This window comes from Micromonospora sp. HB375 (genome assembly GCF_017872985.1).
Taxonomy (GTDB): Bacteria; Actinomycetota; Actinomycetes; order Mycobacteriales; family Micromonosporaceae; genus Micromonospora; species Micromonospora chalcea.
On sequence record NZ_JAGGJO010000001.1, the window covers coordinates 1108231 to 1131696 of the forward strand.

The following is a 23466-nucleotide window of genomic DNA, read 5'->3' on the forward strand; positions in this document are numbered from 1 at the left end:
CTCCAGCCTAGAGTTCAGTCCGGCTCCGTGCCGTCGTGCCCCGGCATCGACCGCAGCGCGGCCCGCAACTCGCCGCGCCCGGCGACGCCGAGCTTGCTGTAGACGCGCTGGAGGTGGTTCTCCACCGTTCGCGTGGACAGGAACAGCCGCTCCGCGATGGCCCGGCTGGTCACCCCGTCGGCGGCCAGGCGGGCGACCTCCCACTCCCGGTCGCTGAGCGTCGGGCGGAGCCGCCGCAGCGCCGGGGTGGAGATCTCGTCGCAGCGGCGCAGCAGGTCGGCGAGGCGTTCCCGGACCGGCCCGGTGGCGCCGGCGCGGGCGTTCCGCGTCCGGTGCAGCGCCATGGCGGTCGCCTCGGCGGCGTACACGGTCAGCTCGCGGTCGGCGAAACCGTCGGCGACGGCCAGCAGGGCGTCCGGGGCGCCGTCGGCGGCGGCCCGGCCGAACCGGGCGACGAGCGGCGGCAGCACGCCGTCGACCTTCTCGGAGAGCTCGGCCAGGCGTTGCGCCACGGTGCGCCGGCCGCCGTCGGTGCAGGTCGGGCCGACCGGCGCGGCGGCCTGGTCGAACCGGACCAGGTCGAGCAGGACGAGCAGCTCGTGCCCGGCCAGGCCGTCCTCGCGCAGCCGGTCGGCGAGCGCGCACAGGTGCTTGGTGGCCGCCGGCAGGTCACCCGTCGCGGCCTGGACCGCGCCCCGGGCCTGCTCCAGCCAGGGATAGAGCACGGCCATGCCGGGTGCGTGCGTCCGGTCCGCCTCGGCCATCGCGTCGGCCGCGTGCGTCACGTCCCCGCGCAGCGCGGCGGCCTGGGCGCGCTCGGCGTGCGCCAGCCCGGCGTACACGCGGCTGGTGGCGAGCACCGCGCACGCCTCCAGGCTGGTCCGCAGCGCCTCGTCGCCGCGCCCGCGCAGCCGCGCCGCGTACGCCTGGAGGATGGCCAGGTAGCCGGTGCCGAGCCGGAAGTCACCGGCCCCGGCCAGGTCGGCGAACTCGTCGGCGACTATCGCGTCGATGCCGGGCAGGTCGCCGGAGAGCGTCAGCCGGGTGCCCCGGGCCAGCTCCATGGCGAGCTGGAGGTAGGGCATGTCGGCCCGCCAGCACGCCGCCTCGGCCTGGACCCGGGCGATCGCGGTGGCGCTGCGCTGATACTGCCCCTGCGCGGCCTGGAGGTGGGCCAGCGTGCAGCGGGCCAGCTCCCGGGCGGCCATCGGGGCGGCCGGGCGGTCGAGCACCTCCTGGGCCAGCCGTACCGCGACGTCGACGTCGAGCCGGTGCAGTCGCATGATGGCCTCGAACGCGCGTACGCGAGTCCGGTCGGCGGGGTCGCGCAGCTCCTCGCCGCGCGCGGCGATCTCCTCCACCGTGGACTCCCGGTTGAGTCCCCAGTAGCTGACCATGCCCCGGACCGTCAGCCACCGGCTGCGCCGGCGGTCGTCGTGGATCTCCCCGGCGACCTGGTCGAGCACGCTGATCGCCTCGTCCGGCCGGTCGCCGAACATCAGGATGGTGGCCAGCAGTTCGGCCGCGTCGGTGCCGCCGCCGGCCTCCAGCGCGGCGCGGGCCAGCCGGGTGGCCAGCGGCACGTCGTACCGGCCGAACGCCTGGACCGCCGCGTCGAGCAGCAGGGCGACGTCCTGCGCCGTGCCCGAGTCGAGCCGCCACACCGCGACCCGCAGCAGGTCGTCGCGGCGGCGTGTGCCGACCTGCTCCAGCAGCCCGGCGAGGGTGGCCTGGAGCCGGCGGGTGCGGCTGACCGGGCAGTGCCGGCGCATCACCTCGCCGTAGAGCGGGTGCGCCAGGCGGACGTTGAGCCGCCGGTCGTCGTGGATCAGGGTGATGAGCCCGCGCTCCTCGGCCGTCTCCACGTCCGCCGGGTCGACCGCCCGTTCCAGCAGTTGCAGGCCCAGCGGCTCGCCGAAGGCGACCAGCTCGACCACCGCCCGGACGCCGGGGGTGAGCTGCCCGATCCGGGTGTCGATCAGGTCGGTGAGGCTGGGCGCCAGCTCCAGCCGCCCGGTCCAGGTCCAGATCCCGTACGTGCGGCGCAGCTCGTCGTCGGCGGCCAGGACCAGCTCGCGCAGCAGCAGCGGGTTGCCGGCGCAGAGCTGGAAGAGCCGGTCGGAGGAGCCGGCGTCGACCGGTCCACCCAGGATGGCGGCGAGCAGACCGGTGGTCTCGCTGCGGCCGAGCGGGCCCAGTTCGACCAGTTCGACCAGGTCGTCGGTCCAGAGCGCGCGGATCGGCAGCGGGATCTGCTCGCCGTTGCGCAGCGTCCCGATGACTGTGGCGTTCTCGGAGCGGGCGACCAGGTGCACAAGCGCGGCCGAGGGTGGGTCGAGCAGGTGCGCGTCGTCGATGGCGAGGACGATGGGCCGGCCGGCGGCCTGTTCCTGCAGCACGTCGACGGCCCAGCGCAGGATTCCGGCGGGGGAGAGCCCCTGCGGCTGGGTGGCGGGCAGCACCTGGACGAGCCCGCCGAAGGGGAGCGCGGCGGTGGTGGCGCTGGCCGCGATGGACCAGATCGAGTACCGCTCGGGGGAGAGCTCGGAGACGCCCTCGCGCAGCAGCCGGCTCTTGCCGACCCCGGCGTCGCCGCTGAAGAGCAACCCGCGCCCTCCGGGTCGGCCGATCGTCGACAACAGACGGTTGAGTTCATCCCTACGGCCGACGAACTCCCACCTACTCATCGGAGCAGCATATCGACCGTGCTCCGTCCGCGTGCGGGCCGTTACGCAGTGAAGTTGAGTAATCTGGCCGTTACCCATGAGTATCGGAGGTGTTCGTTGTCGGATGGCCGACAGCCGTACTCTTCCGACAGCCCCTGCAACCAGGGAAAAGCCGCGACCGGCACCCCGGTCGCCTGACCGGGAGGCCACCTGATGACGCCGGGTCCACTCCCCTCGGTCGACGTGCCCGACCCGCGCCGTCAGGCCGGCCCGCCCGGGTGCGCCCCGCTGCCGACCCGGCTCGGGGCGGCCACGCCCGGACCGGACGATCCGATGGCCGTGGTCGTCGCCGGCCCGGCCGGCGCCGGCCGGCGCGAGGTGATCGCCGGCCTGCTCGGGATCGACTCCGCGACGCTCGCCGTGCCCGCGGGAAGCAACCTGCTGGTCCAGCACGCCGAGAAGGCGACCCGCGCCGCGTACGTCCCGGGCTACCGCCAGCCGCACGCCTACGGCGCCGACCCGATGGCGACCGGCCCGGCGCTGGCCCGGCCGCCACGCCGGGTCGAGCTGAGCCTGCCCGACCCGCTGCTGCGGCACTTCGCCGTGGTCGACACGCCGGACACCGGCACGCTCGGCGTGGCCGGCGGCCGGGTGCTGCGCGACGCCGTCGGCCGGGCCGGCGCGCTGCTCTTCGTGATCTCCGCCGACCAGGCGTTCAGCGCGGCCGAGCTGCACCTGCTCGCCGAGATGGCGCGCGCCCGGGTCGAGGTGTTCTTCGCCGTCACCCCCGGCACGACCGGCTGGACCGCGTCGGCCGACGGCCCGGCGGCGGAGGCCACCGGTCCGTCCGCCCGCCGGCTCGACCCGGTGTCGGTCTCCATCGAGGCGCACCGCGCGGCGCTGCTGGCCGCGGTGCCGGCGCTCACCCCGGCCCGGTGGTTCCCGGCCCGCCGGGCCGAGCTGCCGCACCTGCGGCGTGCCCTGGTCGGCTGGGCCGCCGACGAGGGACTGCGCCGCGGCAGCGCAAGCCCGCCGGTGCCGCCCGGCGCGCACGGCCGGGTGCCGGTGCTGGCCGGCGTCGAGCCCGGCGAGCTGGCCGACCGGATCGACAGGGGGTCACGAGCCTGCGCCCGCCGGATCCGTCAGCACCTCGCCCTGGAGTTGGCGAACATCCACCTGCGGGTGGTGCAGGAGATCGTCTTCGGGGTCGGCTGCGCCGGCCTGCCGCAGATGCTCGACCGCGAACTGGAGGCGCTGTCGCTGCTCGCCACCGCGCAGTGCGACGAGGCCGTCCGCGGTCTCGTCGACGCCGCCGCCGCCCGGGTCTTCGGCGCGCCGCTGGCAGAGGGCGTACGCGGGCGGATCGCGCACGCGGTGCGCTGTAGCCTGGCCGACCATCCGGACGGCCGGGAGCTGGACCGGGTCCTCCTGGTCACCAGCACGGCCGGGGTCGCCGCGCTGACCGGCGAAGGCGCTCTCGACGCCCTGGCCGGGCTGCCCGGCGGGCAGCGGGACGAGATGCTCCCGCCCGTGGGCGTCGCCCTCAACGGCGGCTGCTGGCAGCACTGGCGGGCGACCGACAACAACGACCCGAACGCCGCCCGGTCCTGGGCCCAGCGCGCGCTGCGCGAGGTCGAACTCGAACTGTCCCGCGAGGTGTCCCGCCGCTTCGAGGTGATCCGTCTCTCGCTGACCGGGGTGCTCGCCGATGCTGTCGACCACGGCATCCTGCTTGCCTGACCACGGCGCGGGCACACCGCGACCCGGGCTCGCGTACGCGGCCCGGGCGGGTGACGACGGCCGCCGCGGCGTTCCGGTTCATCGGTTCCCCGGATCCGGTGGCACGATGGGGGGCATGGCGGCTCCACAGGTTGCGCCGGTCGAGACGCCGGACACCGAAGAGGTGCCGGTCTCCGACCGGCCGTGGGTGACCATCGTCTGGGACGATCCGGTCAACCTGATGACGTATGTGACCTGGGTGTTCCAGAAGCTCTTCGGATACAGCCGGGAGAAGGCGGAGCGGCTCATGCTGGACGTGCACCACAAGGGCAAGGCCGTGGTGTCCACCGGCGCCCGGGAACGGATGGAGCACGACGCGGCGCAGCTGCACGCGTACGGTCTCTGGGCGACGGTGGAGAGGTCATGAGCATGTTCCGCCGCCGGGGCGACCACTACGTGGCGACGTTCGCCGTCGACGAGGTCCGGGTGCTGCGCAAGGTCGCCGCCGAGGTGGTCGGGCTGCTGACCGACGGCTTCGACCACGGTGACCCGGTGGTCGGCCGGCTCTTCCCCGACGTCTACCCGGACGACGACGCCGGCACCGCCGAGTTCCGCCGCTACACCGAGGGCGATCTGAAGACCGGGAAGATCGACCAGGCGGGCGCGATCCTCGCCGCCCTGCCCGACGGCGACTCCGGCGGCGAGGTGCGACTCGACGCGGAGGCGGCCGAGGCGTGGCTGCGCGCGCTCAACGACGCCCGGCTGGCGATGGGCGTACGCCTGGAGATCAAGGACGGCACCGACCTGGGTGAGGAGCTCGACGACGCGGTCGCCGAGGACCCCGGTTCGTCCCGGGTGTTCCAACTGTCGGTCTACGCCTACCTCGGTTATCTGCAGGAGTCCCTGCTCAACGCGCTCATCGACTGAGTGGTGACGGTTGCCACCTCGCCGCCCGGCCCGGCCAGGGGCTAGGCTGGTGGCGTGCTGAGCATCGACCGGTCGATCATCGACGCGATCGTCGCCCACGCGCGTCGGGACCACCCGGACGAGGCGTGCGGCGTGGTCGCCGGCCCCGTCGGCAGCGACACCCCGACCCGGCACATCCCGATGGACAACGCGGCCCGCTCCATGACCTTCTACGAGTTCGACTCGATGGAGCAGTTGCGGGTGTGGCGGGAGATGGACGACCGCGACGAGGAGCCGGTGGTGATCTACCACTCGCACACCGCGACCGAGGCCTACCCGTCCCGCACGGACGTCTCCTTCGCCGGCGAGCCGGGCGCGCACTACCTGCTCGTCTCGACCCGCGAGCCCGACACCGAGGAGATCCGCTCCTTCCGGATCGTCGACGGCGTGATCACCGAGGAACCGGTGAAGATCGTGGATGCCGCCGTGGACCCGAACGCCGTCCAGTCCTACATGTTCGGGCAGAGCCCGGCGACGGTCGACTACGAGTGTTCCGACCGCTGACCTTCAGCGCCGGCACCTTCCTTTTCCCGTCACCTGGCACCATCCCGAACGAGGAGCACGAGACATCATGGCCATCGAGGTTCGCATCCCCACCATCCTGCGCAGCTACACCGGCGGCGCGAAGGTCGTCGAGGGCAGCGGCGACACGCTCGCCGACCTGATCGCCGACCTGGATTCGCGGCACGGCGGCCTGAAGGCCCGCCTGGTCACCGACGCGGGCGTGCTGCACCGGTTCGTCAACGTCTACGTCAACGACGAGGACGTCCGCTTCCTGGGCGCGCTCGACGCCAAGCTCAACGACGGCGACAGCGTGACCATCCTGCCGGCCGTGGCCGGTGGCGCGTTCGGCTTCGCGGCCGCCGCGGCGATCGCCTCGCACGCGGTCTCCACGCGCGCCGCCCGCTGAGGGGGCCCGCGATGGCGCGGTACGACAGCCTGCTCGACGCGTGCGGTGGCACCCCGCTGGTCGGGTTGCCCCGCCTCTCGCCGACGGCCCCCGCCGGGGCGCCGCCGGTGCGGCTCTGGGCCAAGCTGGAGGACCGGAACCCGACCGGCAGCATCAAGGACCGCGCGGCGCTGTACATGGTGCGCGCGGCCGAGGAGGCCGGCCGGCTCCGTCCCGGTGACACGATCCTGGAGCCGACCAGCGGCAACACCGGCATCTCGCTGGCCATGGTGGCGAAGCTGCGGGGCTACCGGCTGGTCTGCGTGATGCCGGAGAACGTCTCCACCGAGCGGGTGCAGCTGCTCCGGATGTACGGCGCGGAGATCATCTTCTCGCCGGCCGCCGGTGGTTCGAACCAGGCCGTCGCGACCGCGAAGCAGATCTCCGCCGAGCACCCGGACTGGGTGATGCTCTACCAGTACGGCAACGAGGCGAACGCCCGGGCGCACTACGAGACGACCGGACCGGAGCTGCTGCAGGACCTGCCGGGCATCACCCACTTCGTGGCCGGGCTGGGCACCACCGGCACGCTCATGGGCACCGGCCGCTTCCTGCGGGAGAAGGTCGACGGGATCCAGATCGTGGCGGCCGAGCCGCGGTACGGCGAGCTGGTCTACGGTCTGCGCAACATCGACGAGGGCTACGTGCCCGAGCTGTACGACGCGGGTGTGCTGTCCCGCCGTTTCTCCGTGGGCACCCGGGACGCCGTGCTGCGGACCCGGCAGCTCGTCGAGGTGGAGGGCATCTTCGCCGGGTTCTCCACCGGCGCCATCCTGCACGCCGCGCTCGCGGTGGCGCACGAGGCGGTCCGCGACGGCCGCCGCGCCGACGTGGCGTTCGTGGTCTGCGACGGCGGCTGGAAATACCTGTCGACCGGCGCGTACGGCGGCACGCTCGCCGACGCCGAGGAGTCGCTGGAGGGGCAGCTCTGGGCGTGACGGCCCGCGTTCGGTCCGGCCGGTGGTGTCCCCGCCGGCCGGACCGCCGCGTCTGCCCGGACGGACGTGTATGGGTGTCACGTTGATGACAACTTCCGGCAGATGATTCTTGCCCGACCGGGGCGGCGCGTAGGCTGCGCAGCGTGGCGAGCGCGTCGGTAGAGATCATCGGCGGCGTCGCCGCCGGCGCATCGACTACTCATGGTGAGATCGAGGCCACCGGATGAGACTGACCGTCCTCGGCTGCGCGGGCAGCTTCCCGGGCCCCGAATCGCCCTGCTCGGCCTATCTCATGGAAGCCGAGGGCTTCCGGCTCCTGATCGACTTCGGCGTGGGTTCCCTGTCCACGCTCCAGCGCTACGTCGGGCTGCACGCCCCCGACGCGGTCCTCCTCACCCACCTGCACTGCGACCACATGTTCGACGCGGTGTCCTACGTGGTGGTGCGCCGGTACGCTCCGGACGGTCCGTACCCGCCCCTGCCGATGTACGCCCCCTCCGGCGCGCCCGACCGGCTCGCCGCCGCGTACGGGCAGGAGGAGGGCTCGGTGGAGGACGTCTACCAGTTCTACGGTCTCCAGCCGGGCACGTTCCCGATCGGCCCGTTCAGCGTCACCGTCGACCGGATGAACCACCCGGTCGAGACGTACGGGGTGCGGCTGGAGCACGGCGGGCGGGTGTTCTGCTACTCCGCCGACACCGCGCCCTGCGAGGCGTTGCTGCGCCTGGCCCAGGACGCCGACGTGTTCCTCTGCGAGGCGAGCTACATGGACGGCGTGGAGAACCCGCCGGATCTGCACCTGACCGGCCGGGAGGCGGGCGAGGCGGCCACCAAGGCGGGCGTGGGGCGGCTGCTGCTCACCCATCTCGTACCGGCCTGGGGCAGCGAGTCGCAGACCGTGGAGGCGGCGGCCGGGGCGTACGCCGGGCCGCTGGACGTGGTGCGGCCCGGCGCCTGCTACGACGTGTGACCCCGGCGGCGGCCGGGCCGTGTCGGCGGACACCCGCGGACGATCCGATCACCGCACCGCATAGGGTGCAGGCATGGCGCGACCTGACGGGCGGGAGCCCGACCAACTCCGACCGGTGACCCTGACCCGGGGCTGGAGCACCCACCCGGAGGGTTCGGTGCTCGTCGAGTTCGGCGCGACCCGGGTGCTCTGTACGGCGAGCGTCACCGAGGGCGTGCCGCGCTGGCGCAAGGGTTCCGGGCTGGGCTGGGTGACAGCCGAGTACGCGATGCTGCCCCGGGCCACCAACACGCGCTCGGACCGGGAGAGCGTGCGCGGCAAGGTCGGCGGGCGTACCCATGAGATCTCCCGTCTGATCGGCCGCAGCCTGCGTGCCTGCGTGGACCTCAAGGCGCTCGGCGAGAACTCGATCGTGCTCGACTGCGACGTGCTCCAGGCCGACGGCGGCACCCGGACCGCGGCGATCACCGGCGCGTACGTCGCGCTGCACGACGCGGTGACCTGGCTGGCCGAGCGGAAGGCGCTGGCCGGCAAGGTGGAGAAGGTGATGCACCGTTCGGTGGCGGCGGTGAGCGTCGGGGTGATCGGCGGCGAGCCGATGCTCGACCTCTGCTACGCCGAGGACGTCACCGCCGAGGTCGACATGAACGTGGTGTGCACCGGCGCCGGCGACTTCGTCGAGGTGCAGGGCACCGGCGAGGCGGGTGTCTTCGCCCGCGATCAGCTCGACGCGCTGCTCGACCTGGGCGTGGCGGGCTGCCTGGAACTGGCCGACGCGCAGCGGAAGGCGCTCTCGTCATGAACAAGGTCCTGCTGGCCACCCGGAACCGGAAGAAGCTCGTCGAGCTGCAGCGGATCCTGGACGGCGCGCTCGGCGCGCACCGGATCGCGCTGCTCGGCCTCGACGACGTCGAGGAGTACCCGGAGCTGCCGGAGACCGGCCTCACGTTCGGCGAGAACGCGCTGATCAAGGCGCGGGAGGGCTGCCGGCGTACCGGCCTGCCGACGATCGCCGACGACTCGGGGCTGGCGGTGGACGCGCTCAACGGCATGCCGGGTGTGTTCAGCGCCCGCTGGTCCGGCCGGCACGGCGACGACCACGCCAACCTTCAGCTCGTGCTGGACCAGGTCGGCGACGTGCCGGACGAGCACCGGGGCGCGGCGTTCGTCTGCACCGTCGCGCTGGTGCTGCCGGGCGGCAAGGAGCACCTGGTCGACGGCCGCCAGTCCGGCCGGCTGCTGCGCGCGCCGCGCGGCGAGGGCGGCTTCGGCTACGACCCGATCTTCCTGGGCGACGGGCAGGAGCGCACCAACGCGGAGCTGACGCCCGAGGAGAAGGACGCGGTCAGCCACCGCGGCAAGGCGCTGCGGGAGCTGGCCAAGCTGGTCGCGAAGGTGCTCCCGCCCGCCACCTGAGATCAGCCGAGGGGGCCGATCTCCCGTTCGATCGCCGCGCGCAGCTCCGGGCCGCGTACCACGTCGCGCGCCGCCTCCATCAGCGGCGCGAGGAACACGTCCGGTCCCGGCTCGCCGATCGTGCGGCCGAGCACGTCGAGCGCCGCCTGCCCGGCCGGTGACGGCGTCAGCGGGGCGCGGAGCTGGAGCCCGCGTACGGCCGCCAGCAGCTCCACCGCGAGCAGGCTGGTCAGGTTGTCCAGCACGGTGCGCAGCTTCTTGGTGGCCGCCCAGCCCATCGAGACGTGGTCCTCCTGCATGCCGCTGGTGGGCAGCGAGTCGACCGAGGCGGGCGCGGCGAGCCGGCGGTTCTCCGCCACGATCCCGGCGGCGGTGTACTGGGCGATCATCAGCCCGGAGTTCACCCCGGCGTCGGGGGACAGGAACGCGGGCAGCTCCCGGGAGCGGGTGACGTCCAGCAGCCGGTCCACCCGGCGTTCGGCGATCGCGCCCACCTCGGCGGCGGCGATGGCCAGGTAGTCGGCGGCGAAGCCGAGCGGCGCGCCGTGGAAGTTGCCGGTCGACTCGACCCGCCCGTCCGGCAGCACCACCGGGTTGTCCACCACGGACAGCAGTTCCCGGCCCGCGACCACCTCGACGAAGTCGAGCGTGTCCCGGGCCGCGCCGGCGACCTGCGGGGCGCAGCGCATGGAGTACGCGTCCTGCACCGCGTGCGCCAGGTCGTCGCGGTGCGAGTCCATCACCGCCGAGCCCTGCAGCAGCCGGTGGATGTTCGCCGCCGAGGCGGCCTGGCCGGGATGCGGGCGGATCGCGTGCAGCTCGGGCAGGAAGGGCCGCTCCGAGCCGAGCATCGCCTCGATGGCGAGCGCCGCTGTCACGTCCGCCATGGCGAACAGGTGCCGGGCGTCGGAGACGGCCAGCAGCAGCATGCCGAGCATGCCGTCGGTGCCGTTGATCAGCGCCAGCCCCTCCTTGGCGGCCAGCGACACCGGCTTCAGCCCGACCTGGTGCAGCGCGTCGGCGGCCGGGACGCGCTCCCCGGACGGGCCGAGCACCCAGCCCTCACCGAGCAGCACCAGCGCGCAGTGCGCCAGCGGCGCCAGGTCGCCGGACGCGCCGAGCGAGCCGTGCTCCGGCACCCACGGGGTGACGTCGTGGTTGAGCAGGTCCACGAGCGCCTCGGCGACCAGCGGGCGTACCCCGGAGCGGCCGAGCGCCAGCGAGCGGACCCGCAGCAGCATCATGGCGCGTACCACCTCGCGCGGCATCGGCGCGCCCACCCCGGCGGCGTGCGAGCGGATCAGCGCGTGCTGCAGCTCGGCCCGGCGCTCCGGTGCGACGAACGTGTTGGCGAGCGCGCCGAACCCGGTGGAGACGCCGTACACCGGCCGCCCGGCCGCCTCGATCCGGTCCACGATGGACCGGGAGGTCGCCATCGCCTCGGTGGCGGCCGGGTCGAGCACGACCTTGGCGGTGCCGCGGGCCACCGCGAGCACGTCGGCGGGGGTGACCCCGGTGGACAGGATGGTCACTGTGGTCATCGCGGCACTCCGTTGTGCAGAACCTGGCGGATCAGTGGCACCCCCGGCCGGTAGGCCAGGTGCAGGTGGGACGGGGCGTCGAGGATGATCAGGTCGGCCCGCGCCCCGGGGGTCAGCCGCCCCACGTCGGTGCGGCGCAGCGCCGCCGCCCCACCGGCGGTAGCGGCCCACACCGCCTCCGCCGGGGTCATCCGCATCTCGCGTACGGCGAGCGCGACACAGAACGGCATCGACGACGTGTACGACGAGCCGGGGTTGCAGTCGGTGGCGAGCGCGACTGTCACGCCCGCGTCGAGCAGCCGCCGGGCGTCCGGGTACGGCGACCGGGTGGAGAACTCGGCGCCGGGCAGCAGCGTGGCGACCGTCTCCGAGCCGGCCAGCGCGTCGACGTCGGCGTCGGTCAGGTGGGTGCAGTGGTCGACGCTGGCCGCGCCCAGCTCAACGCCGAGCCGTACGCCCGGCCCGGGGCCGAGCTGGTTGGCGTGCAGCCGTACGCCCAGACCGGCGGCCTGCCCGCAGGCGAGGATCGCCCGCGCGTGGTCGGCGTCGAACGCGCCCCGCTCGCAGAACACGTCGATCCAGCGGGCGTACGGCGCGGCGGCGGCGAGCATCGGCCCGCAGACCATGCCGACGTAGTCGTCCGGGCGGTCGGCGTACTCGGCGGGGACCACGTGCGCGCCGAGGAACGTGGTGTCCTCGGTGAACTCGGCGGCGATGCGCAGCGAGCGGGCCTCGTCGGCGACGGTGAGGCCGTACCCGCTCTTGATCTCGACGGTGGTGGTGCCCTGCCGCAGCATCTCCGCGCGTAGCCGGCCCACAGTGGCGCGCAGGTCGCCGTCGGAGGCCGCGCGGGTGGCGCCGACTGTGGTGCGGATGCCGCCGCCGGTGTAGGGCTCGCCGGCCATCCGGGCGGCGAACTCGGCGGCCCGGTCCCCGGCGAAGACCAGGTGGGCGTGGCTGTCCACGAAGCCGGGCAGTACCGCCGCGCCACCGGCGTCGATCCGCCGGTCGGCGGCGGGCGCGTAGCGGGCCGACCCGATCCAGGCCACCTGGCCGTCCTCGACCAGCAGCGCGGCGTCGCGCCTGATGCCCAGCGGGTCGCCGTCGCGGCCGTCGTTCGTGACCAGCTCGCCGATGTGGTCGACGAGCAGGCTGCCGCGCGTCACGAGTCCTCCTTCGCGGTCACCGCCGCGATCGCGTCCCGCAGCTCGGTGGGCACGTCCACGGTCAGGTGCCGGCCGCCGTCCACCACCGGCCTCCCGTCCACGATCACGCTCGTCACGTCGGCGGCGGTGGCGGCGAAGAACGCGCCGGCCGGCGGCACCCCGGCGGTGCGGGCGCTGTCCAGCCGTACCGTGACCAGGTCGGCCCGCTGCCCGACGGCGAGCCGGCCGGCGTCGCCCCAGCCCAGCGCGGCGTGGCCGCCGACGGTGGCGGCGCCGAGCAGCTCGACCGGCGTGAAGTGCCCCCGCCGTCGGGTACGCAGCCGCTCGTCCATCTCCAGCGCGCGGGCCTCCTCGAACAGGTCCACCACGGCGTTGCTGTCGCTGCCCAGGCTCAGCGGGCTGCCCGCGTCGGCCATCCGCCGCACCGGGCCGACCCCGTCGGCCAGGTCGCGTTCGGTGGTGGGGCAGACGCAGACCCGGGTACGGCTGTCGCCGAGCAGCGCCACGTCGGCGGCGGTCGGGTGGGTGGCGTGCACCGCTGTGGTGTGCGGGCCGAGCACGCCGTGGTCGGCCAGCAGCCGCGTCGGGGTGCAGCCGTGCACGGCCCGGCAGGCGTCGTTCTCGGCCGGCTGCTCGGACAGGTGCACGTGCAGCGGCAGCCCGTTGCGGTCGGCCCAGCCGGCCACGGTGGCGAGCTGCTCGGCCGGGACCGCGCGCACCGAGTGGATGGCCGCGCCGAGCCGGACGTGGTCGTCGGCCGGCCCGAACGCGTCCACCCGCGCCGCCCAGCGCAGCGCGTCGCCGTCACCGAACCGGCGTTGCGGCCCGGTCAGCGGCGCGCCGTCCACGCCCCCGGCCAGGTACGCGGTGTCCAGCAGCGTGATTCGGATCCCGGCGTGCGCGGCGGCCTCCACCAGCGCGGCGGACATCGCGTTCGGGTCGTCGTACGGGGTGCCGCCGGGACCGTGGTGCAGATAGTGGAACTCGCCCACGCAGGTGATCCCGGACAGCGCCATCTCCGCGTACACGGCGCGGGCCAGCGCCAGGTAGGTGTCCGGGTCGAGCCGGGTCGCGATCGCGTACATCAGGCTGCGCCAGGACCAGAAGTCGCCGCGCCCGTCGTGGGTGCGCCCGCGCAGCGCCCGGTGGAACGCGTGCGAGTGCGCGTTCGCCAGGCCGGGCACCGTCAGCCCGGGCAGCCGTACCGCGTCGCCGAGCACCTCCACCCCGGCGGTCGGCGGACCGTCCCCGGTCAGCGGGGTGACAGCGGTGAGCCGCCCGTCGGTCGCCTCGATCAGCACGTCCCGGGTGGGCTCGGCGCGGTCGGGCAGCCAGGCGTACTCGGCCAGCCAGCGGGTCAGCGGCATGCCAGCTCCTCCAGGACCCGGGCCAGGGCGGTCACCCCGGCGGCGCAGTCGGCGTCGGTGGCCGCCTCGGCGGGGGAGTGCGACACCCCGGTCGGGTTGCGCACGAACAGCATCGCGGTGGGCAGGTGCGCCGCCAGCACCCCCGCGTCGTGCCCGGCGCCGGTGGGCAGCACCGGCGCGCCGAGCAGCGTGACCAGCCGGTCGGCCAGCCCGCGGTCGAACGCGACGAGCGGGGTCGCCGACTCCTGGGTGCAGGTCAGCGCGGTGCCGTCGCGGCCGGCCCGGTCGGCGGCCTTGGCGCGTACCGCCTCGACCAGACCGTACAGCGTCTCCGCCTCGGCCGCCCGCGCGTCCAGCCAGCCGGTGACCCGGGACGGGATCGCGTTCGTGGCGTTCGGCTCGACCGACACCCGGCCCACTGTGGCGTGCGCGTCGCGCAGCCGGGCCTCCTTGTTCGCGGCCAGCACGGTGAACGCGTAGGTGAGCATGGGATCGCGGCGGTCGGCCATCGCTGTCGTACCCGCGTGGTTGCCCTCGCCGGTGAAGTCGAACCGCCACCGGCCGTGCGGCCAGATCGCGGAGGCCACCGCGACCGGCGCGTCCTGGTCGACCAGCGCGCGGCCCTGCTCGACGTGCAGCTCCACGAAGGCCGCGAAGCGGCCGAGCAGCGCCGGGTCGGCGCCCGCCGGCCGCTCGCCGAGCGCCTGCGCGAAGGTCGTCCCGGCCTGGTCGCGCAGCCCGGCCGCGCGGTCGACGTCGATCTCGCCGGTGAGCAGCCTCGACCCCAGGCAGGGTACGCCGAACCGCGCGCCCTCCTCCTCCACGAACGCGGCCACCACCACCGGCCGTTCCGGGGTGATGCCCGCGGCCCGCAGCTCGTCCACGGCGAGGAACGCGCTGACGATGCCGAGCGGACCGTCGTACGCGCCGCCGTGCGGCACCGAGTCGAAGTGGCTGCCGGTGAGCACCGCGTCGCCGGCCTCCAGGTCGCCCCACCAGGCGAACAGGTTGCCGTTGCCGTCCTGCTGAACCGGCATCCCGCGGGCGTCGGCCTGGTTGTGGAACCACTCCCGCAGCCGCAGCTCCGCTTCGGTCAGCGCGTAGCGCAGGTAGCCGCCGCTGCCCTCGTCGCGCCCGATCGGCGCGATCTCGTCCCACAGCTCCCGGAACCGGTTAGGAAGGGACCCTTCCCATGCAGAATGCGTTAACAAGGGGCCCTTCCTTACTCGGCCATCGGGACGCGGACACCGGTGCGCTCGGCCACCGCGCGGGCGTCGTCGTAGCCGGCGTCGACGTGCCGGATGACGCCCATCGCCGGGTCGTTCGTCAGCACCCGCTCGATCTTCTGGCCGGCCAGCTCGCTGCCGTCGGCCACGCAGACCTGCCCGGCGTGGATGGACCGGCCGATGCCGACGCCGCCGCCGTGGTGGATCGACACCCAGGACGCGCCGCTGGCGGTGTTCACGAGCGCGTTCAGCAGCGGCCAGTCTGCGATCGCGTCGGAGCCGTCGGCCATCGCCTCGGTCTCCCGGTAGGGGCTGGCCACGCTGCCGCAGTCCAGGTGGTCCCGGCCGATCACCACCGGCGCGCTCAGCTCGCCGGACGCGACCATCTCGTTGAACCGCACCCCGGCCCGGTCCCGCTCGCCGTAGCCGAGCCAGCAGATCCGCGCCGGCAGACCCTGGAACGCGACCCGCTCGCCGGCCATCCGGATCCACCGGGCGAGGGACTCGTTCTCCGGGAACAGGTCGAGGATCGCCCGGTCGGTGGCGGCGATGTCCTTCGGGTCGCCGGAGAGCGCGGCCCAGCGGAACGGGCCCTTGCCCTCGCAGAACAACGGCCTGATGTACGCGGGCACGAACCCGGGGAAGTCGAACGCCCGCTCGTATCCGCCGAGCTTGGCCTCGCCCCGGATCGAGTTGCCGTAGTCGAAGACCTCCGCGCCCGCGTCCAGGAAGCCGACCATCGCCTCCACGTGCTTCGCCATCGACGCGCGGGCCCGGTCGGTGAACTCGGCCGGCTTGGCCGCCGCGTAGTCCCGCGCGTCGCCCGGGTCCACGCCCTCCGGCACGTACGACAGCGGGTCGTGCGCGCTGGTCTGGTCGGTCACGATGTCGATGGCTACGCCCCGGCGCAGCAGCTCGGGAAAGACGGTGGCGGCGTTGCCGACCACGCCGACGCTGAGCGCCCGCCGGTCCCGCCTGGCCGCGAGCGCCCGCTCGATGGCGTCGTCCAGCGAGTCGGCCACCTCGTCGAGGTAGCGGTCGTGCACCCGGCGGTCCAGCCGCGACCGGTCCACGTCCACGATCAGGCAGGCGCCGCCGTTCATGGTGACGGCGAGCGGCTGCGCCCCGCCCATCCCGCCGCAGCCGGCGGTGAGCGTCAGCGTGCCGGCGAGCGTGCCCCCGAAGCGCTTGGCGGCGACGGCGGCGAACGTCTCGTACGTGCCCTGGAGGATGCCCTGGGTGCCGATGTAGATCCACGAACCGGCGGTCATCTGCCCGTACATGGTCAGGCCCAGCGACTCCAGGCGGCGGAACTCCGGCCAGGTGGCCCAGTCGCCGACCAGGTTGGAGTTGGCCAGCAGCACGCGCGGCGCCCACTCGTGGGTCCGCATCACACCGACCGGCCGGCCGGACTGCACCAGCATCGTCTCGTCGTCGCGCAGCTCGGTGAGCGTGCGCACGAGCGCGTGGTACGACGGCCAGTCCCGGGCCGCCTTGCCGGTGCCGCCGTAGACCACCAGGTCGTCGGGGCGCTCGGCCACCTCCGGGTCGAGATTGTTCATCAGCATCCGCAGGGCGGCCTCCTGCGGCCACCCCTTCGCGGTGCGGGTGACGCCGCGGGCGGCGCGGACGGGCTGGTGCATCTCGTACTCCTCTCAGCCGAGGAACAACTGGCGGCGGGCGGCGGACGACTCGAACGCCTCGAGCCGGTCCTGGGTCTCGGCCGGTGCGGCGTCGCAGATCGCCTGGAGCACCACCATGGCCAGGGTCATCGGTGCGGTGTGCAGGTCGAAGACGAGGTCGGCGCCGACGGCGGCGGGCAGCACCACCTGGGCGTGCTCGGTGGCTGGGCTGACCGGCGAGTCGGTGATCGCCACGACGGTCAGGCCGGCGTCCCGGGCCTCGCGCAGCGCCTCCAGGGTCTCCCGGGGGTAGCGGGGCAGCACGAACGCGAGCATCGCCGTCGCGCCGGCCGCCACCGCCTGGTCCAGGCGGTCCACGAGCATGCTGCCGCCGTCGTCGAACACCCGTACGTCCGGGTGCACCTTCGCCGCGAAGTAGGCGAAGTAGGCGGCCAGCGGCGCGGCGGCCCGCAGCCCGAGCACCGGCAGCGGGCGGCTGGCGGCGAGCAGGCGGCCCACCTCGGCGACCCGGTCGGCGTCGGCGAGCTGCGCGGCGAGCCGGTCGAGGTTGTCCCGTTCGGCGCGCACCGCCCGTTGCAGGGCGTTCCCGGCGCGGTCCTGGTCGGCGGCGTCGCGCGCGCCCAGCTCGCGCAGGCGGCGGCGCAGCGCGGGGTAGCCGTCGTGGCCGAGCGCCATGGCGAACCGGGTCACCGACGGCTGGCTGACGCCTGCGAGCTCGGCCACCTCGGCGGCGGACAGGTACGCCGCCGCGCCCGCGTGCCGCACCAGGCAGTGCGCGATGCGGCGCTGCGTCGGGGTGAGCCGTACGCCGTGGAAGAGGTCGAGCAGGCGGTCAGGGGAGGCCGCACCGCTTTCATTCACGAGCCGACTCTATGCATGAAAACTTTCAGAGCGCAAGCGTCGCGCGACCGCAGGGAGGTCCGATGAGCGTGCTCTCTGTACTATCCGCACGGCGGGTGAACAGAGGAGTGGGGCATGCAGCCGGAGGGGCCGTACAGGTTCACCGAGACGTTGGGCGAGTGCCAGGTCGGCCGGGCGTGGGCGGCTCTCGACGGACAGGACCGCCCGGTCACCGTCGCCGTCCTCGAAGGCGCCGCCGCCGGTGACCAGCGCTGGCGGGAGGCGTTCGCCAACGCGGCGAACGTGCTGGCCCAGACCTCCGGCGGCCACCGGTACGTCAACGCCGACTTCGCCGCCGCCGAGCCCTGGATCGCGTACCCGTCCGAAGAGGAAGGTGCGGCCGAGCGGCTGTTCCGCAGCCTCGGCATGGACTACCAGCGCACCCCGACGGCCGAGATGCTCCCACCGCCCCCGGCCGCCGCCCCGGTCTCCCCGCCGTCCCAGTTGCCGTGGGTTCCGCAGCCCTGGGCGATGGCGGCCCAGCCGATCTCCGGCGCGCCGATGTCCCCGGCCGCCGTCTCCGCGACCTCCGGGGTCCCCGCGCAGTCCGCCGTCTCCGCGCCACCCGCCGTCGGCTCGGCGCCGGTGGCCACCGACCCGCTGGACCCGTCCGGCGGACGCCGGATCGCCCCGGTGCAGCCGGCGCCGAAGCGGCGCGACTGGATCTCGATCGTCGGCGCCCTGGTGCTCACCCTGGTCGCCGGCACCGCCGGGTTCTTCCTGGGCGCAGGACGCGAGAAGGAGGCCGCGACGCCCACGCCGTCGGCCAGCCCGTCGCTGCCGCCCTACGAGGCCACGCAGCTCGCCATCAACAAGGCCAAGTTCGAGGGTGAGCTGGCCCCGCTGGTCGAGCCCTGGCTGACCCGGATCGGCGGCTGCACCGTCTACGACCAGCCGGGCGCCCCGAAGCTGCCGGCGGACGAGAAGGGGCACGTGTTCTGCCACTACGGCGGCGCGTGGCTGCACTTCACGCTCTACCCGGGACAAAAGCAGAAGGACACCGCGCGGGCGTACCGCCAGCAGCTCAACCTGGCCGGCGGCTCGCTGGCGCCGGGGCTGCGCGAGGCGAGCACCACGAAGGGCGGGGTGACCGGCAAGCCCGGCAGCTACGTCGAGTACGCCTTCGAGGGCGAGGACGGCCGGGCGATCTGCGGCGTCTGGTGGGACCCCGACGACATGCAGGGGGCCTTCTACATCGAGACGCTCTGCAAGGACGGTGTGGACGGCGACTGGGACGCCCTGCGCGACCTGTGGCAGCGCGGCAGCTGACCGCCGCGCCGCGTCATGCGGCGCTGATCCGCGCGACCGGCTCGACCCCGCCGGTGACCTGCTCGACGCGGTAGGCGGCGAGCGCCTGCCGCCAGGCGTCCACCTCGTCGCCGACGACGTGCGAGCGGATCAGCCAGACGCGCGCCCCGTCGCCGCGCTCGGCCGCCAGCTCGACCGCGTGCCGGAGACCGGCCTGCACCGCAGTGGTGTCGTGGCCGGGCACCACCACGACGTCGGGCCGGTCGGGCATGTCGACCCACCAGCCCACCGTGTTGCCGTGCGGCACCACCAGTCTCAGCCGCTCGTGCCGGGAGTAGAACGCGAACCCGTACCAGGCCGCGTTGTTCATGACCACGACGTCGTTCGGGAGCCGGTGCCGGGCCACGTACTCGGTCGCCGAACGCACGTCGGTGACGGCGATCGCCGTGTAGTAGAGCCCCGGCTCGTTCCCGTCGAACCGGTACCAGTGGCTGTTGCCGGCCGCGTACCCCCCGAGCACTACCGCGCAGGCGGCAGCGGCCAGGACGGCGGGCCGCACCCGGGGGAGCCGGCGGCAGGCCAGGTCGGCCGCGCGGCTCGCCGACCCGGCGACCCCGAGCCCGGCCACCGCGGCGGCGGTGACGAGCAGGAAGTGCGAGGTACGCAGTTCCAGCAGCGGATAGACCTTCGCGACGCCGACGATCGTCGCCACCACCGGCAGGAGCATCACGGCGACCGCGGCGGCGGGCCGGCCGTGCCGGCGGAGCGTCAGCGTGCCGGCCACGAGCAGGGCGACCACCACCAGCCCGGGCGCGCCGACCACCGGCATCAGCGTGTCGACCTGCCGCGCCAGGTAGCCGGGCAGCTCGGTGACGCCGGGGAAGTTGCCGGCCCAGAACTGCTGCATGGGTACGTTGCGGCCCTGCATCGAGATGCCGAAGTAGACGCCGGTGAGGACCAGCCCGGCGTTGAGCCCGGCCACCGCCACCTCGACCAGGCGTAGCCACTGCCGCCGCACCGTGGTGACCAGCAGCAGCCCGCCGAACGCGCACGGCGCCACGATCGCGGTGACGTGGCTGACCAGCATGCCCGCGGCGACGGCGGCGGTCAGCACGTTGAGCCGCCGCCGCGACCACCGTTGCTCGACCCAGGCGACCAGGGCGAGCACGCCCACGGCCACGGCGGCGTCGGCGGTGTACTGCTTGAGGTCGTGGCGCACCTGCTGGGCGGGGAGCAGCAGGACCGCCGCCGCGCAGGCCGCGCCGGCCACCACGCCCCGGCCGGGCGTCGACCACCGCAGCGACCTGCCGAGCCCGTACGCCGCCACGACCGCGAGCCCCTGGAACGCCAGGGTGACCAGCCGCAGGTCGTCCGGGTCCGGCACCAGCCGCAGCAGGAAGCTCCAGCCGAGCGGGCTGGACGACGTGGTGACCGGCAGGTCGCCCAGCGGGAACCGGACGGACAGCGCGACCCACGCCTCGTCGAGCCAGTACGGCGCGCCGAGCATGGTCTTGACGTCGTGCAGGATCGGCAGCAGGCACAGCAGCGCGAGGACGGCGGTGCTGTCCCACAGGATCGGGCGGGGCCCCGGCGGTCGGCCCACCGCCGCGCCGGTTCTGTCCACATCGGCTGGTTCCACCCGTGTCACCACGTAGATCCCTATCCCCGCCTGCCGACCGGCCGTCACCCTAACCCACCACTCAGGTGCGTCGACAGGCCCGGAACTGCGGGTCCGCGTCCCCGTCGCCGGGGCTGGTGCCGATCGGCCACTGCTGATCCGTACGATCGTGCGGTGCGCGTGTTGGCTGACCGGATCAGGGGCGTGGAGCGCAGGGTCCGCTACCTCGGCCTCGGCCTCGTCGTTCTGGCGGCCGGGTTCCTGCTGACGGGCAGGTGGCAGCTCGCGCTCGGGGTCGCCGTCGGCGCCCTGCTCGGCTGGGTGCTGACGGACCCGGTCCGGATCACCTGGGCGGTCTTCGTCATCGCGTTCGCCGTCCCGGTGACCATCGACGTCGGCTATCCGACGAATCCCTCGTACGCGCTGCTGCTGGTCCTGTTCCTCCTCGCCGTCTGGGGGCGGGTGCTGCGCGCCGAACGCGACGGGTGGCCGCCGAAGGCGCTCGCGGCGGCGCTCCTGCTCCCGGCGTGCGCGGTGCTCGCGGGGCTGGTCCACTGGCACGGGGTGAAGCCGATCGCGGTCGGCGTCGCGCCCCTGCTGTGCTTCGGCGTGCTGGCCTGGCACCTCGCCGAGGAGGCACGGCACGACCGGCGGAGCGTCCGGCGGATCGCGGAGGCGCTCACCTGGTTCAGCGTCGCCGTGGCCGTGTTCGCCAAGTACCAGACCGCTTCCCGGAGCTGGCCGATCTTCGACCAGTTCGCGTACGACTGGACCTACACCTCGGCGTTCGACGCGACCCGGGCGGTGGGCCTGTCCGGGCACCCCATCATCTACGGCACGTTCGCCATGGCCATGGTGCTCGTCGCGCTGACGCTCCGGGGCCGGTTCTGGTACGTGCCGGTCACCGCCAACCTCGTCGGCCTGGTGCTCTCCGGCACCCGCAGCGCCTGGGTGGGCACGGTTCTCGCGCTCGGGCTCTGGCTGTTCCTCCAGTGGCGGAAGGTCAGCTGGCGCGGCCTGGGCGTCGCTGCCGCCGTCGCCGCGGTCACCTTCACGCTCGTGGCGGTCAACCCGCCGGCCCTGCGGCCCGACACCACCACCGCCGCACCCACCCCGAGCCCGGCCGCTCCGGCGGCGAGTTCGGCGGCGCCGGCCCCCGAATCGCCCGCTGCCACGCCGAGCCCGGCCGCGCCGAGCCCGGCCGCGCCGAGCCCGGCCGCGCCGAGTCCGGCCGCGCCGAGTCCGGCCGCGCCGAGTCCGGCCGCGCCGAGTCCGGCCGCTCCGGCGCCTCCGGCGGCGAGTTCCCTGCCGTCGGAGCCCGGCGCGCCGGTCCCGGCGGCGCCCACCGCCAGCGCCGTGGACTCCGTCGACGTGGCGGGATCACGGATCTCCGACCCGGCCAGCGCCGACGCCCGCTTCACGCGCATGAGCGTGGTCTGGGACGGCATCACCCGCGACTGGTCCACAGTCGTCTTCGGCAACGGGCCGGAGGCAAACGTGCGGTTCCTGGAGAACGTCGGCATCGGCGACGGCCAGGCCCAGGTCTTCGACAACACCTACCTGACGTTCTGGTACAACTTCGGCCTGATCGGGCTGGCCTGCCTGCTGACGCTCCTGGTGCTGCTCTACCGGCGCCTCCGGTCGCTGCCGGCCCGCCTCCTGCTGGTCGGGTTCGCGGCCCAGATCTTCTTCTTCGACGTGTGGCTGTGGCTGGGCGCCGTGGCCGTGCTGCTCCTGGCGGTCGCGCTGGGCGCCGCCGACAACCCGTCCCTGTCGGCGCGGGCGCTACCGGTGCCGCGTCGCCGGCAACCTGGCGCGCAGGCCGCCGCCGGCCCCCGTCAGCCAGCGGCCGGCGCGGCGGCCGGATCCGGCTCGGCGCCCGCCGCGCGCCCGGGCAGCGCAGGCACGTCGGGACCGTCCTGACCCGGCGGATCGTCCGGCGGCTCGCGCAGGGCGGGCGGCGTCCAGTCCTTTCCCCGCAGCGCCGGCTTCTCGACCAGATGCCAGGAGAGCATCGCCAGCCCAAGGCTGAGCACGGCGCTGACCAGGAAGAACCCGGCCACGCCGAGAGCCGGCAGGCCGAACTTGGCGAGCACCTGCTGCACCACGAACGAGTAGATGTAGACCCCGTACGAGTAGTCGTTGTCGCGGCCGACGCGGTGCAGCACGCGCGGCAGCCGTACGGCGAGCCAGAGGACGGCGTACGCGTAGGCGAGCAGCGCCGGTGCGAAGAACGCCCCGTCGACGGCGTACACCCCCGGGCCGACGAAGTCGCCCCGCACGGCGAGCCAGCCGACCGTGCCGAGCGCGAGCACGCCGAGCAGGTCGTTCATCGGCAGCCGGTCGCGGTACAGCTCGGCGGCCCCGCCGGCCAGGAACATGAACCCGAACCAGAGCAGGTAGGTCTTCTGCAGCGCGCCGAGCATCGGCAGCGGACCGACCGCCCCGCTGGTCCAGAGCGCCGCACCGGGCCGGAGGTGGTTCCAGCAGAGGACGCCGAACACCGCGACCACGGCGAGCAGCGTGACCCAGCGGAGCTGCCGGCGCAGGACGGTCAGCGCGGCCAGGACGGCCACCGCCAGATAGCAGTAGATCTCGTAGGCGAGCGTCCACAACGACCCGTTGATCGTGTTCCCGCCCTGCCAGTGCCAGTACGGCGTGTCACCGCGCAGCAGGTCGGCGATGCCGAACTGCCGCAGCCCGCCCCACCAGTTCAGCCGCAGGTAGTCGAGCACGCCGCCCGGGCTGCGCCACAGCCCGTCGAGCGTGCCGTGCCGGTCGAGGTACAGCAGGGGCGCCACGACCAGGCCGGTGAACAGCAGGCAGACCCACAGCCCGGGCCAGATCCGCAGCGCCCGGTGCCACAGGAAGCGGGGCACCGAGTTGCGTCGCGCCGAGCCGACGACGAGGAAACCGGAGATCGTGAAGAAGCCCGCCACCGCCAGGGCGCCCAGGTCGACCCGGTGCAGCAGCGGACGCCCGAACCCGAGGGCGGCGGTGTGGGACAGCACGACGGCCAGCGCGAAGACGAGCCGCAGCGCGCCGAAACCGTTGGCCCGCCCGTGGTACGCGCTCGCCAGCGGCTGCGACACGAGCGCACGCCGGACGGCGGCCTTCAGGAGGGGAGACACGC

General features: G+C 74.2%; 20 protein-coding genes. 11 read left to right on the forward strand and 9 right to left on the reverse strand.

The window, feature by feature from the left end; translation table 11 throughout:
- Positions 1 to 14: 14 nt before the first annotated feature.
- Positions 15 to 2687 carry a LuxR C-terminal-related transcriptional regulator gene (locus J3R08_RS05390; protein ID WP_209960237.1) on the reverse strand — a complete coding sequence of 891 codons (2673 nt, stop codon included), beginning with the start codon at positions 2685 to 2687 and terminating at the stop codon, positions 15 to 17.
- Between the two features lie 192 nt (positions 2688 to 2879).
- Between J3R08_RS05390 and J3R08_RS05395 the strand changes: the two genes are divergently transcribed.
- The 9 genes from J3R08_RS05395 to rdgB all read left to right on the forward strand — a co-directional run bounded on the left by J3R08_RS05395 (position 2880) and on the right by rdgB (position 9624).
- Positions 2880 to 4406, forward strand: coding sequence for a hypothetical protein (locus J3R08_RS05395; protein WP_064446922.1), 1527 nt, complete (start codon positions 2880 to 2882; stop codon positions 4404 to 4406).
- A 115-nt stretch (positions 4407 to 4521) separates the two neighbouring features.
- Positions 4522 to 4812, forward strand: coding sequence for an ATP-dependent Clp protease adapter ClpS (gene clpS / locus J3R08_RS05400; protein ID WP_030501849.1), 291 nt, complete (start codon positions 4522 to 4524; stop codon positions 4810 to 4812).
- Positions 4809 to 5312, forward strand: a complete 504-nt coding sequence (locus tag J3R08_RS05405; RefSeq protein WP_030501848.1) for a DUF2017 domain-containing protein — start codon at positions 4809 to 4811, stop codon at positions 5310 to 5312. The genes clpS and J3R08_RS05405 overlap by 4 nt, the downstream gene beginning before the upstream one ends.
- Before the next feature lie 54 nt (positions 5313 to 5366).
- A complete protein-coding gene (locus J3R08_RS05410) occupies positions 5367 to 5855 on the forward strand; it encodes a Mov34/MPN/PAD-1 family protein (RefSeq protein ID WP_030501847.1) in 489 nt (162 codons plus the stop codon).
- Between the two features lie 67 nt (positions 5856 to 5922).
- Positions 5923 to 6261 (forward strand): MoaD family protein, encoded by a 339-nt coding sequence (locus tag J3R08_RS05415; RefSeq protein WP_030501846.1) that lies wholly within the window; start codon positions 5923 to 5925, stop codon positions 6259 to 6261.
- An 11-nt stretch (positions 6262 to 6272) separates the two neighbouring features.
- Entirely contained in the window at positions 6273 to 7238 is a 966-nt protein-coding gene (locus J3R08_RS05420) for a PLP-dependent cysteine synthase family protein (RefSeq protein WP_069087527.1), read from the forward strand.
- Positions 7239 to 7461: 223 nt separating this feature from the next.
- Positions 7462 to 8208 (forward strand): MBL fold metallo-hydrolase, encoded by a 747-nt coding sequence (locus tag J3R08_RS05425; protein WP_043326202.1) that lies wholly within the window; start codon positions 7462 to 7464, stop codon positions 8206 to 8208.
- Between the two features lie 73 nt (positions 8209 to 8281).
- A complete protein-coding gene (gene rph, locus J3R08_RS05430; protein ID WP_043326200.1) occupies positions 8282 to 9010 on the forward strand; it encodes a ribonuclease PH in 729 nt (242 codons plus the stop codon).
- Entirely contained in the window at positions 9007 to 9624 is a 618-nt protein-coding gene (gene rdgB / locus J3R08_RS05435) for an RdgB/HAM1 family non-canonical purine NTP pyrophosphatase (protein WP_043326198.1), read from the forward strand. The genes rph and rdgB overlap by 4 nt, the downstream gene beginning before the upstream one ends.
- Positions 9625 to 9626: 2 nt before the next feature.
- Here the strand turns inward: rdgB and hutH are convergent, their stop codons facing one another.
- Genes hutH through J3R08_RS05465 form a run of 6 tightly spaced genes read right to left on the reverse strand, consistent with a single transcriptional unit; the run spans position 9627 to position 17428 of the window.
- Positions 9627 to 11165, reverse strand: coding sequence for a histidine ammonia-lyase (gene hutH, locus J3R08_RS05440; protein WP_043326196.1), 1539 nt, complete (start codon positions 11163 to 11165; stop codon positions 9627 to 9629).
- Positions 11162 to 12331, reverse strand: coding sequence for an imidazolonepropionase (gene hutI / locus J3R08_RS05445; RefSeq protein WP_064446923.1), 1170 nt, complete (start codon positions 12329 to 12331; stop codon positions 11162 to 11164). The genes hutH and hutI overlap by 4 nt, the downstream gene beginning before the upstream one ends.
- Entirely contained in the window at positions 12328 to 13692 is a 1365-nt protein-coding gene (locus tag J3R08_RS05450) for a formimidoylglutamate deiminase (RefSeq protein ID WP_064447244.1), read from the reverse strand. The genes hutI and J3R08_RS05450 overlap by 4 nt, the downstream gene beginning before the upstream one ends.
- Positions 13689 to 14909: an allantoate amidohydrolase gene (locus J3R08_RS05455; RefSeq protein WP_209960240.1), complete on the reverse strand. Its 1221-nt coding sequence runs from the start codon at positions 14907 to 14909 to the stop codon at positions 13689 to 13691. Before J3R08_RS05455 ends, J3R08_RS05450 begins: the two co-directional genes overlap by 4 nt.
- Positions 14910 to 14920: 11 nt before the next feature.
- Positions 14921 to 16567: a urocanate hydratase gene (hutU, locus tag J3R08_RS05460; RefSeq protein ID WP_209960242.1), complete on the reverse strand. Its 1647-nt coding sequence runs from the start codon at positions 16565 to 16567 to the stop codon at positions 14921 to 14923.
- 12 nt (positions 16568 to 16579) lie between these two features.
- Positions 16580 to 17428: a MurR/RpiR family transcriptional regulator gene (locus J3R08_RS05465; RefSeq protein WP_113971894.1), complete on the reverse strand. Its 849-nt coding sequence runs from the start codon at positions 17426 to 17428 to the stop codon at positions 16580 to 16582.
- 114 nt (positions 17429 to 17542) lie between these two features.
- Here J3R08_RS05465 and J3R08_RS05470 point away from each other — a divergent pair, with 114 nt between their 5' ends.
- A complete protein-coding gene (locus J3R08_RS05470) occupies positions 17543 to 18736 on the forward strand; it encodes a hypothetical protein (protein WP_209960243.1) in 1194 nt (397 codons plus the stop codon).
- A 13-nt stretch (positions 18737 to 18749) separates the two neighbouring features.
- On the opposite strand, the gene J3R08_RS05475 is transcribed toward J3R08_RS05470, so the two are convergent.
- The gene (locus tag J3R08_RS05475) at positions 18750 to 20354 is read right to left on the reverse strand and encodes a hypothetical protein (protein WP_209960245.1); all 1605 of its coding nucleotides are present in this window, start codon (positions 20352 to 20354) and stop codon (positions 18750 to 18752) included.
- Positions 20355 to 20507: 153 nt separating this feature from the next.
- On the opposite strand from J3R08_RS05475, the gene J3R08_RS05480 reads away from it, so the two are divergent.
- Positions 20508 to 22256 carry an O-antigen ligase family protein gene (locus J3R08_RS05480; protein ID WP_209960248.1) on the forward strand — a complete coding sequence of 583 codons (1749 nt, stop codon included), beginning with the start codon at positions 20508 to 20510 and terminating at the stop codon, positions 22254 to 22256.
- Here the strand turns inward: J3R08_RS05480 and J3R08_RS05485 are convergent.
- On the reverse strand, positions 22172 to 23464 hold the full coding sequence (locus J3R08_RS05485; protein WP_209960250.1) for an acyltransferase: 1293 nt from the start codon (positions 23462 to 23464) through the stop codon (positions 22172 to 22174). The two genes, J3R08_RS05480 and J3R08_RS05485, sit on opposite strands and share 85 nt — an antisense overlap.
- Between the last annotated feature and the right edge of the window lie 2 nt (positions 23465 to 23466).